Source organism: Pseudomonas sp. SL4(2022) (genome assembly GCF_026625725.1).
In the GTDB taxonomy this organism is placed as follows: Bacteria; Pseudomonadota; Gammaproteobacteria; order Pseudomonadales; family Pseudomonadaceae; genus Aquipseudomonas.
In genome coordinates this window covers 2,171,407-2,185,801 of record NZ_CP113060.1, presented here as the reverse complement: position 1 = coordinate 2,185,801, position 14,395 = coordinate 2,171,407, and the positions used below count along the sequence as shown (strand labels likewise).

The following is a 14,395-nucleotide window of genomic DNA, read 5'->3' as shown; positions in this document are numbered from 1 at the left end:
CTTCTGCCTTAGCCCTTGCGGGTAAACGCCAGCACTCGCTCGTCGGCTACCGGGAGCAACTCCGGATGCTGCCAACCTGCTACTTCGCCCACTCCCACCACCAGCAACCCCCCAGGCACCAGGCGCTCGGCCAGGCGGTTGAGGATCTCGCGGCGGCGCCAGCGACGAAAATAGATCAACAAGTTCTGACAGAAAATAACGTCCATTCCGGACATCGGTGCCTTGGCCAGTTCCAGCACATTGAGCCGGGCGCAACACACGCGCGCGGCCAGATTCGGCACCACTTTGAAACGTCCATCGTCCTGGGCCAGAAAATAGCGCTGGCACAGATCGGCATCCAACTGCTCCAGACGGCGCGCACCATATTGACCATCGCGCGCCTTGCTCAGGGCATTCAGGCTGATGTCAGTGCCTGTTACCCCGAAATGATCCGGGTGTTCACTTTCACGCAACACTTCAGCCGCGCTGATGGCCAGCGAATAAGGCTCTTCGCCGCTGGCACAGCCAACACTCCAAAGCTCCCATGGCTGCGTCACGCCCAGCTGCAAACGCTCACGCAAATAGCTTTCGAGCACTTCAAAGGAAGGACGATGACGAAAGAAACGGGTTTCCTGCACAGTCAGCCGATCCAGCAGGGTCGACCATTCCACCGCACCGCGAGGACCATCAGTGACTTGCCGGTAATACGTGGCGTAGTCCATAACGCCCAGCTCGCGCATACGCGCACTCAGATTGGTCTGCAAAAACGCCCGTCGCCGTTCATTGAGAACGACCCCGGTACGCTCCTCAAGCAGCGTCTGCCAGTCACGAAACTCCGTGGCTGTCATGTCCGCCAGAGGCTGCAAGGCCCAGACGCCTGACTGCATGTCGTGCCCCTCGCTCACGGCCATAGTCCTTGTGCGACAGGCCTTTCAGCCTGCCGCGCAGCACCTGATTACGCCTGTTCCCCACCTGGCAAGGTAAAGCCAGACACCGACTTACGCATCTCACTGGCCATCTTGGCCAGGTTACCAATGCTCTTGGCGGTGGCAGTGGTACCGGAGGAGGTTTGCGAGGTGATCTCCTGGATCACGTTCATGGTGTTTGAAATATGGCCCGCCGAAGAGGCCTGCTGACGAGCAGCGTTGGAGATGTTCTGAATCAGGGCCGCGAGGGTCTTGGATACCTTCTCGATCTCTTCCAGTGCCACCCCGGCATCCTGCGCCAGTCGCGCACCGCGTACCACTTCAGACGTCGTTTGCTCCATCGAGATAACAGCTTCGTTGGTGTCGGTCTGAATCGTTTTAACCAGCGCTTCAATCTGCTTGGTTGCCGCAGAGGAACGTTCTGCGAGACGTTGTACTTCGTCCGCTACCACGGCGAAGCCTCGACCCGCGTCACCCGCCATGGAGGCCTGGATCGCGGCGTTCAGTGCGAGGATGTTGGTCTGGTCAGCAATGTCGTTAATCAGGCTAACGATGTCACCGATCTCCTGGGACGATTCACCGAGGCGTTTAATACGCTTAGAGGTGTCCTGGATCTGCTCACGGATGTTATCCATCCCGGTGATGGTATTGTGTACGACTTCGTTACCCTTGTTGGCGATGGCTACGGAACGCTCCGCTACCGCCGAGGATTCCGAGGCGTTCGCCGATACCTGGTCAATCGATACGGCCATTTCGTTGATCGCCGCCGAGGCACCGGCAATCTCCTGAGCCTGGTGCTCTGACGCTTCGGCCAGGTGCATCGCCGTGGCCTGGGTTTCCTGGGCAGCACCGGCTACCTGAACGGCGGTCAGGTTGATCGTGGCTACCAGGTCGCGCAGCTGGTCGATGGAGTAGTTGATGGAGTCAGCGATGGCACCGGTGAAGTCCTCGGTTACCGTCGCAGCCACAGTCAAGTCACCATCTGCGAGGTCGGCGATTTCGTCGAGCAGTCGCAGAATCGCCGCCTGGTTACGTTCGTTCTTCTCAGCCGTGGAGGCCAGGCGACGGTTGGTTTCGCGCACCATCACCAGACCGATGAGGATGATCGAACCCAGCGCCAGGGCGCCCAACACATAACCAAACAGGGTGTTGATGGCGCGACCGGTGGCCAGGTCATCAAAGCCAACAGCCAGGCCAGAAGCCTTGTCCAGCAGGGTCTGCGAAACGCTGAAGATCACGTTCGCCGACTCACGCACTTGGAACAGCTCCGGCGAGGTTTCGAGAATCTCGTCCACAGAACCGGATACGAATTCGAACAATTCGGAAATTTCTGCCAGACGTTCGAGAGCTTCCTCGTCAGTCACCTTGGAAATTTCCATGGCGGCGTTGCCTTCCAGCATCGCGGCCAGTACGCGGCCGAACAGGCTGGCATCGCGACCAAACATGTCAGCGGCCTGTACCGAGTCCTGGTCACCGGCCAGCACCTTGTTCACCGAACCCAGAATACGTTCTGCCAGCAGTGATTGACGCTGGGCAACCGACACCTGGGCAGCCGGTGCACCACTCTCCAGCAGGATGTCGACCACTTCCTCGTACTCGACCTGCAATTGCGGAATGGTCTCAGCCAAGGTGGCCGCTACCTGGTGCAGCGACAGTACGGTCTGCTCGTTCGCCAGAATGGCGTCGGTGTTCTGCCGCAGGGTATCCCAATCCTGCTGCACCACGGCCATCTGCGCCTGCAGTGACTCAGGTGCCGCCGGCAGACCAGTGGCTTCGTTACCGTCAGTCAGGTAACCCCAACGCGCCTGGAAATCGTTGCGCGCATCGCGCAGCAAACCGAAGGCCTCAGCCTTACCGGCTGCCGCTTCCGTGGAGTTCTTCGCAATACGCTGGGATAGAACACGCAGTTCACCGGCGTGACCGATGTATTCCGTGTCGTAGTTGGATTGGGTGTTGATGTAGGCGAAGTTGGCGAACAACAACACGATCGACACGATCAGGACAATAAACAGCCCTGCGATCAATGTGCTACTGCGCGCACCTGCTAACAAATTACTTGCATTTAGTTTTTTCATTTACTGGCCCCCGCCTGGACCGACCGCACTACGGTTCCCATGTAACGCCAAAAGGCCGGCAATGCCGACCCCACCGATAAACTGTTAATACGCCACGTCGAGAAAACCCGGGTTCTGGGCCAGCGCGTGTGGGCTGAACACCAACCAGGGCTGTTCACGTTGAAAGACTCCGTGGATAAAGGGTGCTATGGACGCCTCGAGCGGCGGCAGCTGCTCGGAGAATGTATCCACAGGAAAATGCTGCATGCCGAATACTTCATCAACCGTCAGGCCGGCAAAGACTTCCTGATGATCAACCACCAGCACACGGCGTTTCTTGCGCAACGGCGACAGTTCATTGCCGAAGAACCCACACAGATCCATAACAGGCAGCAGGCGACCACGCACGTTGGCCACGCCCTTGACCCAGCTTTTTACGCCAGGCAACAAGGTATGCCGCGGCTCATGCAATACCTCGCCAACCTCCCCCATCGGCGCGACGAAAAAACGCTCGCCCATGCGAAAGCCGATACCGCTCCAGGTCTGCACCACCGCTTGCTGCGAAGGCAAGCCAGCAGCAAGCGAGCGACAGAGCCTGTCGATGTCCTGAAGAGTCTGAAAAGGTGTTTGCGCGTCCGACATGCCAGCTGCGGCCTTATTCTTTTTAAATTGCGGACAAACCAGGTATTAGCCGGCCAATACCGCATTCAAGGTTTTAACCAGGGTTTCTTCATCAACTGGCTTAGTCAGGTAATCCTTCGCGCCCTGGCGTTTACCCCAGACCTTGTCGGTTTCCTGATCCTTAGTGGTGACGATGATCACCGGGATATGGCTGGTGTCAGCATCCTTGGTCAGCTGACGGGTAGCCTGGAAGCCATTCAGGCCAGGCATGACGATGTCCATCAGCACGGCGTCGGGCTTTTCCTGGCGCGCCAGAGCGACGCCGTCAGCACCATTCTCCGCTTTTAGTACCTGATGACCGTGCTTTTCCAGCATGGCGGTCAGTTTGTACATTTCAGTCGGCGAGTCATCAACAATCAGAATTCGAGCCATGGTGTTTCCCAATACTTTAAAAAGGCGCTCAGCTATGCAGCCAGGCGTCAGGACGCTTGTTCAACCGGCGTAAAGTCAGGTACGTGAGCCTTGATCGCACCGAGCAGCTCTTCTTTGCTGAAGGGCTTGGTCAGATATTGATCAGAGCCAACAATGCGTCCCTTGGCTTTATCAAACAGGCCATCCTTTGAGGACAGCATGATCACCGGAGTGGATTTGAAAGCGCTGTTGTTCTTAATCAAGGCACAGGTTTGATAGCCATCAAGTCGCGGCATCATGATGTCGACAAAAATGATGTTCGGATGGGTATCGGCGATCTTTGCCAAAGCATCGAAACCGTCAACTGCGGTGATTACATCGCAGCCCACCTTTTTCAGCAGGGTTTCCGCGGTACGACGAATCGTTTTCGAATCGTCGATCACCATCACCCTCAAACCCTCGGAATGCTGTTCCATGTTTGCCCTACCATCGCCTCGGTGAGTCGTTATTCTTGCGTTATATCAGTGCGCCTGAAGCCCTGTCACCGATGGGCTATAACCCAATCGTCGGGCCTTTTTAGCACACTCTCCAGATGCAATCTATAAGCCGCACAGGGCCAAGGTTTTTCCTTGACCACCCGACCTGCCAGCGCCACCCTGACGCCACATTACAGTCGCAGCTCACCTAAAACGCTGCCATTTTTACGGAGAACACCACCATGAGCATCCGCCTTGGCATTGTCATGGACCCCATCGCCCAGATCAGCTTCAAGAAGGACAGCTCCCTGGCCATGTTGCTGGCCGCACAAGCACGCGGCTGGTCACTCTTCTATATGGAGCAGAAAGATCTTTACCAGAACCGAGGCCAAGCCCGCGCCCGGCTATCAGAGCTTAGCGTATTCAACGACCCCCAGCGCTGGTTTGAACTCGGCGCCGCACAGGACATCGCCCTGAGCGAACTGGACGTGATCCTGATGCGCAAGGATCCGCCCTTCGACAACGAGTTCGTCTACTCAACCTACCTGCTGGAACAAGCCGAACAGGACGGGGTGCTGGTGGTCAACCGCCCACAAAGCCTGCGCGATTGCAATGAAAAGTACTTTGCCACCCAGTTCAGCCAATACACACCGCCGACCGTGGTCAGCCGCAGGGCCGACATTCTGCGCGAGTTTGCCAAAGAGCAGCGTGACATCATTCTCAAACCCCTCGATGGGATGGGCGGATCGATGATATTTCGTCACCGCGAAGGCGACCCCAACCTTTCCGTGATTCTCGAGACCCTGACCAACCACGGCCAGCAGCAGATCATGGCCCAGGGTTACCTGCCGGCGATCAAGGATGGCGACAAGCGTATTTTGATGATTGACGGCGAGCCAGTGCCCTACTGCCTGGCACGCATCCCGGCTGCCGGCGAAACCCGGGGCAACCTCGCCGCCGGCGGGCGTGGCGAAGCCCGACCGCTGACCGAGCGCGACCGTGAAATCGCTGCCGCCGTCGGCCCGACGCTGCGCGAGAAAGGCCTGCTGTTTGTCGGCCTGGACGTCATCGGCGAGCACCTGACCGAGATCAACGTGACCAGCCCGACCTGCATCCGCGAGATCGACGCCGCCTTCGATACCCGCATCGGCGAACGCCTGATGGACAAGATTGCCGAGAAGCTCAATGCGCGCAGTGCTTCATAGACTTTTCCATGCGCCCTCGGCAGACTGCGCGGCAACCTGAGCAGACCCGACATGCGATGAACGCAGCAGCCCAATTCCCTGAACTTTCCAGCGCCGGCGTACAGCCGGCTGACCGTCTGGGCTTTACCCTTTTTCTCGCAGCAGTGCTGCATGCCGCACTGATCCTCGGCCTGGGCTTTACCCTGGCCGAGCCGAGCCAAATCAGCAAAACCCTGGAAATCACCCTGTCCACCTTCAAGAGCGAGGAAAAGCCCAAAGAGGCCGATTTTCTCGCCCAGGACAACCAGCAAGGCAGTGGCACCCTGGAACACAAGGCGGCGCCGAAGACCACCGAACAGGCGCTCTTCCAGGACAGCGAAGTCAACCGCGTCACCCCGCCCGCCTCGCCGCAACAGCCAGCAGTACGCCAGGAAGCACCGAAAGCCGCCGTCGCCACGCGCACCCCACAGCCGCAGAAAACTCCGGTGAAGCGCGAAGAAGCCAAACCCACACCGCAAGCCCGGCCCGCACCGGTGTTCGACAGCGCACAACTGTCGTCGGAAATCGCCAGCCTGGAGGCTGAACTGGCCCAGGAAGTTCAGCAATACGCTAAACGCCCGAAGATCCACCGCCTCAACGCCGCCTCGACCATGCGCGACAAAGGCGCCTGGTATAAGGATGAGTGGCGCAAGAAGGTCGAGCGGGTCGGCAACCTTAACTATCCAGATGAAGCGCGCCGCCAGGGCATCTACGGCAGTCTGCGCCTGCTGGTGTCGATCAACCGTGACGGCACCCTGTACGAAGTGCAGGTGCTGGAATCCTCCGGCCAGCGCACGCTCGACCAAGCCGCCCTGCGCATCGTGCGCCTGGCCGCGCCGTTCGCCCCGTTCACTGGTGACCTGGCCGATGTCGACCGCCTGGAAATCATCCGCACCTGGCGTTTCGAACGCGGCGACCGCCTGTCGAGTAACTGAATCTGCGCGCGGCGCTTGAGGCTTGCTGCTTGAAGCTCCAAACTAACGCCATGAAAGACGCCAGCCCCAGCTACCTCAAGCACCACTTCCTGATTGCCATGCCGCACATGGCCGATCCGCATTTTGCGCAGACCGTCACCTACCTGATTGACCACAACGAACACGGGGCCATGGGCCTGGTGATCAACAAGCCCAACGGACTCAATCTGGCTGACGTACTCGAGCAACTGCGTCCGGATGACGAGCCGCCCGTACTCTGCCAAAGCTTGCCGATCTTTACCGGCGGCCCGGTGCAGACCGATCGTGGCTTTGTCCTGCACCCCAGCGGGCCTCAGTTTCAGGCCACCCTGGAGCTGGGCGAGCTGGGTCTGTCGACCTCTCAAGACGTGCTGTTCGCCATCGCCGATGGTACTGGGCCGGAGAAATACCTGATCACCCTCGGTTATGCCGGCTGGGAGGCTGGACAGCTGGAAGCTGAACTGGCTGACAACGCTTGGCTGACCTGCCCGGCCGACCACGCCATCCTCTTCGACCTACCCTTTGACCAACGCCTGAACGCTGCAGCCTCGCGCCTGGGCGTCAACCTCAGCCTGCTCACCTCACAAGCCGGGCACGCCTGATGGCCGAGGCGAATACAAAACCGCTGCGCCTGCTGCTGGGCTTTGACTATGGCACCAAGCAGATCGGCGTCGCGGTCGGTCAGGTGATCACCGGCCAGGCCCGTGAACTGTGCATCCTCAAAGCACAGAACGGCGTGCCGGACTGGCAAAAGGTCGAAGCGCTGATCAAAGAGTGGCAGCCGGACGCCATCGTCGTTGGCCTGCCGCTAAACATGGACGGCACGAAAAGCGAGATGAGCGAGCGCGCGGAAAAATTCGCCCGCCGCCTAAACGGCCGCTTCAACTTGCCCGTACACACCCACGACGAACGCCTGACCACTTACGAGGCCAAGGGCCAGCGCTTGCAGCACGGACAAACCGGCGGCTACCGCGAACGCCCGGTCGATGCCCTGGCCGCTGCACTCTTGTTGCAGGGCTGGCTAGAAGAACATTGTTTGGGCTAACCCCCGCTAAGACTGCATCTGGAGTGTTGCCATGAGCTTACCCAACCCGGCCGAACTGCTACCGCAAATGGCCGACGCCCTGACCCGCCACCTGAACCAACGGCAAATCAGTGCGCCGCGCTTTATCGGCATCCGCACCGGCGGCGTCTGGGTGGCCCAGGCCTTGCTCGAAACCCTCGGCCGCCAGGACGCGCTGGGCATTCTCGATGTGTCCTTCTACCGTGATGACTTCACCCAGAATGGCCTGCACCCGCAGGTGCAACCATCCGAGCTGCCGTTCGAGATCGAAGGCCAGCACCTGGTGCTGATCGACGATGTACTGATGAGCGGCCGCACCATCCGCGCCGCACTCAATGAGCTGTTCGATTATGGCCGCCCAGCCAGCGTGACCCTGGTCAGCCTGCTGGATCTCAATGCCCGCGAGCTGCCGATTCGTCCGGATGTGGTCGGCGCCACACTGTCACTGCCGGCGGATCAGCGGGTAAAATTGACCGGTCCCACACCGCTGACCCTCGAATTCCAGACGCTTGCCCACTGAGACTCGCCCCATGACGACCCTAGCCAAGCGCTCGCTGCAGCTCAATGACCAAGGCCAACTGCGCCATTTTCTGTCCCTCGACGGCCTGTCCCGTGAGCTGTTGACGGAAATCCTCGACACCGCCGATTCCTTCCTCGAAGTCGGCGCACGCGCGGTCAAGAAAGTCCCACTGCTGCGCGGCAAAACGGTGTGCAACGTGTTCTTCGAGAACTCCACGCGCACGCGTACCACCTTCGAACTGGCCGCCCAGCGCCTGTCAGCGGACGTCATCACGCTCAACGTTTCGACCAGTTCCACGAGTAAAGGCGAGACGCTGTTCGACACCCTGCGCAACCTGGAAGCCATGGCCGCCGACATCTTTGTCGTGCGCCATGCGGACTCCGGTGCCGCGCATTTTATTGCCGAGCATGTGTGCCCGAATCTGGCCATCATCAACGGCGGCGACGGCCGTCACGCCCACCCCACCCAGGGCATGCTCGACATGCTGACCATTCGCCGGCACAAAGGCGGCTTCGAGAATCTCTCGGTGGCCATCGTCGGCGACATCCTGCATTCGCGGGTGGCGCGCTCGAACATGCTGGCGCTGAAAACCCTGGGCTGCCCGGATATTCGCGTGATCGCACCGAAAACCCTGCTGCCGGTTGGCATCGAGCAATATGGCGTGACGGTTTACAGCGACATGAATGAAGGGCTCAAGGACGTCGATGTCGTGATCATGCTGCGCTTGCAGCGCGAGCGCATGACCGGCGGCCTGCTGCCCAGCGAGGGCGAGTTCTACCGCCTGTTCGGCCTCACCGAACAACGCCTTAAATTGGCCAAACCGGACGCTCTGGTCATGCACCCGGGCCCGATCAACCGCGGCGTGGAAATCGAATCGGCGGTGGCCGATGGCCCGCAGTCGGTGATTCTCAATCAAGTCACTTACGGCATTGCCATCCGCATGGCGGTGCTGTCCATGGCCATGAGCGGGCAAACCGCGCAGCGCCAGCTCAATCAAGATGCCGAGGAGCAGAACTGATGCGTATCCGTATCCTCGCCGCCCGCGTAATCGACCCGGCCAGCGGTCTTGATCAGCAAACGGACCTGTACATTGAACGCGGCAAAGTGGTCGCCATCGGCCAGGCACCCGCCGGCTTTGTCGCCGAGCAGAGCATCGACGCCCAAGGCTTGGTCGCCACGCCAGGGCTGGTCGATCTTAACGTCGCCCTGCGCGAACCGGGCTACAGCCGCAAAGGCAGCATCGCAACGGAAACTCTGGCCGCAGCCGCCGGCGGCGTCACCAGCCTGTGCTGCCCGCCCTTCACCAAGCCCGTGCTGGATACGCCAGCGGTGGCTGAGCTGATTCTCGACCGCGCCCGCGAAGCCGGGCACACCAAAGTGTTCCCGATTGGCGCATTGAGCAAAGGCCTGGAAGGCGAGCAACTGGCAGAGCTGGTAGCCCTGCGCGACGCGGGCTGCGTGGCCTTCGGCAACGGCCTGGACAGTTTCCGCAATAACCGCACCCTGCGCCGCGCCTTGGAGTACGCGGCCACCTTTGACCTGACGGTGATCTTCCATTCTCAGGATCACGACCTGGCTGAAGGCGGCCTCGCCCATGAAGGGGCCACCGCGAGCTTCCTCGGCCTGCCGGGTATTCCGGAAACTGCAGAGACAGTGGCACTGGCTCGCGACCTGTTGCTGGTCGAGCAAACCGGCGTGCGCGCGCATTTCAGCCAACTGACCAGCGCTCGCGGCGCACAACTGATCGCCGACGCCCAAGCCCGAGGCCTGCCGGTCACCGCCGATGTGGCGCTGTATCAGCTGATCCTCACCGATGAGGCACTGAGCGACTTTTCCAGCCTGTACCACGTGCAGCCACCGCTGCGCACAGTCGCTGACCGAGACGGCCTGCGCGCTGCCGTGAAAAGCGGTGTAATCAGCGCCATCGCCAGCCATCACCAGCCGCATGAACGCGACGCCAAACTCGCCCCATTCGGGGCCACCGAACCTGGCATCAGCAGCGTGCAACTGCTCCTGCCCTTGGCCATGAGCCTGGTGCAGGACGGCCTGCTTGACCTGCCCACACTGCTCGCACGCCTCAGCAGTGGCCCCGCACAGGCGCTACGTCTGCCGACGGGTAGCCTGCGTGTGGGCGCAGCGGCCGATGTGCTGCTGTTTGATCCGCAGGCTTCAAGCGTGGCCGGTGAAACCTGGTATTCAAAAGGAGACAACTGCCCGTTCATCGGTCATTGCCTGCCGGGTGCCGTGCGCTACACCTTGGTAGACGGCCGTATCAGCTATCAAGCCTGAAAGCTGACGGGTAGGACCCCGTGGGAGGCGCTTTAGCGGCGAGCGTTTAACAGCGTTTTGCGGCTAAAGCCCCTCCCACGACACGGCAAAACTTGCGAAAACATACGCGTTTGGTCAGCCGCTCAAGCGCGCTCAGCGTTCTTGATTGATACCTGATTATTCAGCGTCCAGAAGTCATACAGCACGCCGATCAGGAACAAGCCACCGGTAAACAGGTACAGGATGCCGGTGATCCACTTGCCCTGATACATGCGGTGCACGCCGAAAATGCCGAGAAAGGTCAGCAGAATCCAGGCCACGTTGTAATCGGTGTCACCGGCGGTAAAGCGCAGATCGGCTTCGCGGTCCATGGCCGGGATCAGAAACAGGTCAACAATCCAGCCAATAAACAGCAAGCCCAAGGTGAAGAACCAAATGGTTCCGGTCACCGGTTTGCCGTAATAAAAACGGTGCGCGCCGAGAAAGCCAAAAATCCACAGCAAGTAGCCGATGACTTTGCTGTGCGTGTCCTGTCGCTGCATGGAATTGCCTCCCCTATTGATATGACGGTTGGACGCCACACTCTACGCAAGGTTCGCCGCAGGAGGAAATTCGGCCGCCCCATCCCCTTGAAGGCGCTTGCTGATTGCTAAATACTGTATGCATAACCAGTTAATGCAGGCCGTATCATGCAACTGATCGAAAAGCTCACCGTGCTGGCCGATGCCGCCAAGTACGATGCCTCCTGCGCCAGCAGCGGCGCGCCCAACCGCAGCTCCAAGGGCAAGAGCGGCATCGGCTCGACCAACGGCATGGGCATCTGCCACAGCTTCACCCCAGATGGACGCTGCGTGGCGCTGTTGAAGATCCTGCTGACCAATTTCTGCCTGTATGACTGCCAGTACTGCGTCAACCGCCGCTCCAGCGATGTGCCGCGCGCGCGTTTCACCCCAGAAGAAGTGGTGACCCTGACCCTCGACTTCTACAAGCGCAATTGCATCAGCGGCCTGTTTCTCAGCTCGGGGATCATCCGCTCGGCCGATTACACCATGGAGCAGCTGATCCGCGTGGCCAAACTGCTGCGCGAGGAACATGAATTTCGCGGCTACATCCACCTCAAAACCATCCCCGATGCCGACCCGCTGCTGATTGCTGAAGCCGGTCGTTACGCCGATCGCCTCAGCGTGAACATCGAACTGCCCACTGAAAGCAGCCTGATCCGTCTGGCCCCGGAAAAGCAGGTGCGCACCATCAAGCAGGCCATGCATTCCATCCACCAAGGCGAGAGCGAAGCGCGCGCGGAAACACGCGCGCCACGCTTCGCCCCGGCTGGGCAAAGCACGCAAATGATCATTGGTGCCGATGCCACCGACGACAGCACCATCCTGCACACCGCCGCCTCGCTCTACGGCAATTACCGCTTGCGTCGGGTCTATTACTCCGCGTTCAGCCCGATTCCGCAGAGTCCGAATACCGTGCCGTTCGAAGCCCCGCCGCTGCTGCGTGAACACCGGCTGTATCAGGCTGATTTCCTTTTGCGCGGTTATGGCTTCGAGGTGGGCGAGTTGCTCAAGGGCCCCGGCAATCTGGCCCTGGACATTGACCCGAAACTGGCCTGGGCACTGAACAACCGCGAGCATTTCCCGATCGACCTCAATCGCGCCGAACCGGCCATGATCGCCCGCGTGCCCGGTATCGGCGTGCTCAGCGCCAAACGGCTGGTGGCCTTACGCCGGGAAAAGCGCATCCGCTTCGATGACCTCACACGCCTGCGCTGCGCCTTGGAAAAGGCCAAGCCGTTTATCGTCACGCAGGACTATCGCCCCCTGCAGGCCAGCCGCGAATCCCTGCTGCTGCGCCAGCAACTGAGCGAAACCCCTGCACAAATGGCGCTGTGGTGATGCACAGCGCGCAATTCGACGGCAGCTTTGCCGGCTGGCGTGAGGTCGCTAGAAGCCTGTTACAGCAAGGCGTGCCGCCACATCAGATCACCTGGCTGGCTGACGGAGCCAGCCGCGGGCTGTTCGACCACACGCCATCACCCAGCAATCCACCCGCAGCAAAACCAGCACTGCGCATCCCCAAGCAGCTACTGGAACTGCTGCAGAATGCGGCCTATTTTCGCGTCGAGGATCGCTGGAGCCTGCTCTATCGGATTCTCTGGCGCGTCGCCCAGGGTGATCACGCCGCCATGCTGCCGGGGGATATTGACGGCAGCCAACTGCACAAACGACTCAAGGCGATACGCCGCGAGGCCCATCACCTGCATGCCTTCTTACGCTTTCATCCACGCCCGGAAAACGCCGAAGGGCCACAACTGGTGGCCTGGCACGAACCGGCCCATGACATCCTCGCCAGTGCCAGCAGGCACTTTGCCGAACGCCTGGGGCGAAACACATGGCTTATTGCCACGCCGGATGACGGCGTCTACTGGGACGGCCAACACTTGCACTACCAACGGCCGTGCCCAAGTGAATGGCAGCGCCTGGCGCAAGCGCCCGAGGACAAGGGAGAAGCACTGTGGCTGGCCTATTACGGCAGCACCTTCAACCCAGCGCGGCTGAACCGCAGTGCCCTGGAAACCAGCATGCCCGTGCGCTTCTGGAAAAATCTGCCGGAAGGCACGCTGATTCCACAATTGATGAGCCAGGCCCGCGCCGGCGCGCAACGCGATGGCCAGGCCGAAGCCGTAGCGCGCCAGGGCGGCAAACGCATTCGCCACCCCAGCACGCAACCACCCGCACTCAGCGAAAGCGGCGACCCGGCTCTTCGTCGCTGATTTCCAGCGACAGACCCTGGGCCATGCTGCTCAGGTGATCACCATCGGTTTCCGAACCGAGCTTGATCATCAGGCGCAGGTCGTTGGCCGAGTCGGCGTACAGCAGCGCATCTTCATAGGTGATCTCACCCTGGCTGTAGAGGTTGTACAGCGCCTGGTCGAAGGTCTGCATGCCCTGCTCGGTGGAGCGTTTCATCAGTGACTTGAGCTCATGCACCTCACCCTTGCGGATCAGGTCAGCCGCCAGCGGGGTATTGATCAGCACCTCAATCACCGCACGGCGGCCCTTGCCATCCGGGGTTGGAATCAGTTGCTGCGCGACGATGGCCTTGAGGTTGAGCGACAGGTCCATCCACACCTGGTTCTGCCGATCGGAGGGGAAGAAGTTGATGATGCGGTCCAGCGCCTGGTTGGCGTTGTTGGCGTGCAGGGTAGCCAGACACAAGTGACCGGTTTCGGCGAAGGCCACGGCATGGTCCATGGTTTCGCGGGTACGCACCTCACCGATAAGAATCACATCAGGCGCCTGGCGCAGGGTGTTCTTCAGTGCCACCTCGAAGGACTCGGTGTCGATGCCCACCTCACGCTGAGTGACGATGCAGCTCTGGTGCTGGTGGATGTACTCGATCGGGTCTTCGATGGAAATGATGTGGCCGCTGCTGTTCTTGTTGCGGTAGCCAATCATTGCGGCCAGCGAGGTCGACTTACCGGTACCGGTCGCGCCGACAAACAGCACCAGGCCGCGCTTGGTCAGGGCCAGCTTCTTGAGGATTTCCGGCAGTTTCAGCTCGTCCAGCGTCGGGATGTTGGTCTCGATGCGACGCAGCACCATGCCGGCAAGGTTGCGCTGGTAAAACGCACTGACACGGAAACGGCCAACGCCGCGGGCACTGATGGCGAAGTTGCACTCGTGGTTCTCGGTAAAGTCACGGCGCTGCTGTTCGTTCATCACCGCGTGCACGGTTTCGCGGGTCTGCTCCGGCGACATGGGCGTCTTGGTGATCGGCATGATCTTGCCGTTGACCTTCATCGACGGTGGCACGCCCGCAGTAATAAACAGGTCAGAGCCGCCCTTTTCAACCATCAGGCGCAGCAGTTTTTCGAATTCCATCGTTGTTCGCC

16 protein-coding genes are annotated in these 14,395 nt (G+C 60.3%); 9 read left to right on the top strand and 7 right to left on the bottom strand.

The genetic code is table 11. From position 1 onward, the window contains the following. Positions 1 to 8: 8 nt before the first annotated feature. From OU997_RS10420 to pilG, 5 genes are all read right to left on the bottom strand, one after another. Positions 9 to 866, bottom strand: a complete 858-nt coding sequence (locus OU997_RS10420; protein ID WP_267809888.1) for a protein-glutamate O-methyltransferase — start codon at positions 864 to 866, stop codon at positions 9 to 11. A 68-nt stretch (positions 867 to 934) separates the two neighbouring features. Then, positions 935 to 2,980: a methyl-accepting chemotaxis protein gene (locus OU997_RS10415; protein ID WP_267809833.1), complete on the bottom strand. Its 2,046-nt coding sequence runs from the start codon at positions 2,978 to 2,980 to the stop codon at positions 935 to 937. Positions 2,981 to 3,064: 84 nt separating this feature from the next. After that, positions 3,065 to 3,601, bottom strand: coding sequence for a chemotaxis protein CheW (locus OU997_RS10410; RefSeq protein WP_090250084.1), 537 nt, complete (start codon positions 3,599 to 3,601; stop codon positions 3,065 to 3,067). Positions 3,602 to 3,646: 45 nt separating this feature from the next. Continuing rightward, positions 3,647 to 4,012: a twitching motility response regulator PilH gene (gene pilH / locus OU997_RS10405; protein WP_108485952.1), complete on the bottom strand. Its 366-nt coding sequence runs from the start codon at positions 4,010 to 4,012 to the stop codon at positions 3,647 to 3,649. Positions 4,013 to 4,059: 47 nt separating this feature from the next. Continuing rightward, positions 4,060 to 4,467, bottom strand: a complete 408-nt coding sequence (gene pilG, locus OU997_RS10400) for a twitching motility response regulator PilG (RefSeq protein ID WP_108485953.1) — start codon at positions 4,465 to 4,467, stop codon at positions 4,060 to 4,062. A gap of 242 nt (positions 4,468 to 4,709) precedes the next feature. Between pilG and gshB the strand changes: the two genes are divergently transcribed. Genes gshB through OU997_RS10365 form a run of 7 tightly spaced genes read left to right on the top strand, consistent with a single transcriptional unit; the run spans position 4,710 to position 10,515 of the window. Continuing rightward, entirely contained in the window at positions 4,710 to 5,672 is a 963-nt protein-coding gene (gene gshB, locus OU997_RS10395; RefSeq protein ID WP_108538021.1) for a glutathione synthase, read from the top strand. Between the two features lie 56 nt (positions 5,673 to 5,728). Next, a complete protein-coding gene (locus OU997_RS10390) occupies positions 5,729 to 6,625 on the top strand; it encodes an energy transducer TonB (protein ID WP_108489872.1) in 897 nt (298 codons plus the stop codon). A gap of 50 nt (positions 6,626 to 6,675) precedes the next feature. After that, positions 6,676 to 7,245 (top strand): YqgE/AlgH family protein, encoded by a 570-nt coding sequence (locus OU997_RS10385; protein WP_108489871.1) that lies wholly within the window; start codon positions 6,676 to 6,678, stop codon positions 7,243 to 7,245. Beyond that, positions 7,245 to 7,688, top strand: a complete 444-nt coding sequence (gene ruvX / locus OU997_RS10380) for a Holliday junction resolvase RuvX (protein ID WP_108489870.1) — start codon at positions 7,245 to 7,247, stop codon at positions 7,686 to 7,688. Before OU997_RS10385 ends, ruvX begins: the two co-directional genes overlap by 1 nt. A 31-nt stretch (positions 7,689 to 7,719) precedes the next feature. After that, positions 7,720 to 8,226, top strand: a complete 507-nt coding sequence (gene pyrR / locus OU997_RS10375) for a bifunctional pyr operon transcriptional regulator/uracil phosphoribosyltransferase PyrR (RefSeq protein ID WP_108489869.1) — start codon at positions 7,720 to 7,722, stop codon at positions 8,224 to 8,226. Positions 8,227 to 8,236: 10 nt separating this feature from the next. Continuing rightward, positions 8,237 to 9,244 (top strand): aspartate carbamoyltransferase catalytic subunit, encoded by a 1,008-nt coding sequence (locus OU997_RS10370; protein ID WP_108489868.1) that lies wholly within the window; start codon positions 8,237 to 8,239, stop codon positions 9,242 to 9,244. Next, the gene (locus tag OU997_RS10365; RefSeq protein WP_108489867.1) at positions 9,244 to 10,515 is read left to right on the top strand and encodes a dihydroorotase; all 1,272 of its coding nucleotides are present in this window, start codon (positions 9,244 to 9,246) and stop codon (positions 10,513 to 10,515) included. The genes OU997_RS10370 and OU997_RS10365 overlap by 1 nt, the downstream gene beginning before the upstream one ends. Before the next feature lie 122 nt (positions 10,516 to 10,637). Here the strand turns inward: OU997_RS10365 and OU997_RS10360 are convergent, their stop codons facing one another. Beyond that, a complete protein-coding gene (locus tag OU997_RS10360; RefSeq protein WP_108489866.1) occupies positions 10,638 to 11,036 on the bottom strand; it encodes an NINE protein in 399 nt (132 codons plus the stop codon). Positions 11,037 to 11,183: 147 nt separating this feature from the next. Here OU997_RS10360 and OU997_RS10355 point away from each other — a divergent pair, with 147 nt between their 5' ends. Next, complete coding sequence (locus tag OU997_RS10355; RefSeq protein WP_267809831.1) at positions 11,184 to 12,395, top strand: putative DNA modification/repair radical SAM protein; 1,212 nt, start codon at positions 11,184 to 11,186, stop codon at positions 12,393 to 12,395. After that, positions 12,395 to 13,273: a TIGR03915 family putative DNA repair protein gene (locus OU997_RS10350; protein WP_108487798.1), complete on the top strand. Its 879-nt coding sequence runs from the start codon at positions 12,395 to 12,397 to the stop codon at positions 13,271 to 13,273. The genes OU997_RS10355 and OU997_RS10350 overlap by 1 nt, the downstream gene beginning before the upstream one ends. Here the strand turns inward: OU997_RS10350 and OU997_RS10345 are convergent. Then, a complete protein-coding gene (locus tag OU997_RS10345; protein ID WP_108487799.1) occupies positions 13,239 to 14,384 on the bottom strand; it encodes a PilT/PilU family type 4a pilus ATPase in 1,146 nt (381 codons plus the stop codon). The two genes, OU997_RS10350 and OU997_RS10345, sit on opposite strands and share 35 nt — an antisense overlap. Positions 14,385 to 14,395 lie beyond the last annotated feature (11 nt).

Bases quoted from the DNA above. Each gene is read 5' to 3' on its own strand.
- OU997_RS10350 (WP_108487798.1), top strand. From the start codon at position 12,395: ATGCACAGCGCGCAATTCGACGGCAGCTTTGCCGGCTGGCGTGAGGTC.
- OU997_RS10390 (WP_108489872.1), top strand. From the start codon at position 5,729: ATGAACGCAGCAGCCCAATTCCCTGAACTTTCCAGCGCCGGCGTACAG.
- OU997_RS10370 (WP_108489868.1), top strand. From the start codon at position 8,237: ATGACGACCCTAGCCAAGCGCTCGCTGCAGCTCAATGACCAAGGCCAA.
- OU997_RS10385 (WP_108489871.1), top strand. From the start codon at position 6,676: ATGAAAGACGCCAGCCCCAGCTACCTCAAGCACCACTTCCTGATTGCC.
- pilH (WP_108485952.1), bottom strand. From the start codon at position 4,012: ATGGCTCGAATTCTGATTGTTGATGACTCGCCGACTGAAATGTACAAA.
- pilG (WP_108485953.1), bottom strand. From the start codon at position 4,467: ATGGAACAGCATTCCGAGGGTTTGAGGGTGATGGTGATCGACGATTCG.
- OU997_RS10420 (WP_267809888.1), bottom strand. From the start codon at position 866: ATGCAGTCAGGCGTCTGGGCCTTGCAGCCTCTGGCGGACATGACAGCC.
- ruvX (WP_108489870.1), top strand. From the start codon at position 7,245: ATGGCCGAGGCGAATACAAAACCGCTGCGCCTGCTGCTGGGCTTTGAC.
- OU997_RS10365 (WP_108489867.1), top strand. From the start codon at position 9,244: ATGCGTATCCGTATCCTCGCCGCCCGCGTAATCGACCCGGCCAGCGGT.
- OU997_RS10415 (WP_267809833.1), bottom strand. From the start codon at position 2,980: ATGAAAAAACTAAATGCAAGTAATTTGTTAGCAGGTGCGCGCAGTAGC.
- gshB (WP_108538021.1), top strand. From the start codon at position 4,710: ATGAGCATCCGCCTTGGCATTGTCATGGACCCCATCGCCCAGATCAGC.
- pyrR (WP_108489869.1), top strand. From the start codon at position 7,720: ATGAGCTTACCCAACCCGGCCGAACTGCTACCGCAAATGGCCGACGCC.
- OU997_RS10355 (WP_267809831.1), top strand. From the start codon at position 11,184: ATGCAACTGATCGAAAAGCTCACCGTGCTGGCCGATGCCGCCAAGTAC.
- OU997_RS10360 (WP_108489866.1), bottom strand. From the start codon at position 11,036: ATGCAGCGACAGGACACGCACAGCAAAGTCATCGGCTACTTGCTGTGG.
- OU997_RS10410 (WP_090250084.1), bottom strand. From the start codon at position 3,601: ATGTCGGACGCGCAAACACCTTTTCAGACTCTTCAGGACATCGACAGG.
- OU997_RS10345 (WP_108487799.1), bottom strand. From the start codon at position 14,384: ATGGAATTCGAAAAACTGCTGCGCCTGATGGTTGAAAAGGGCGGCTCT.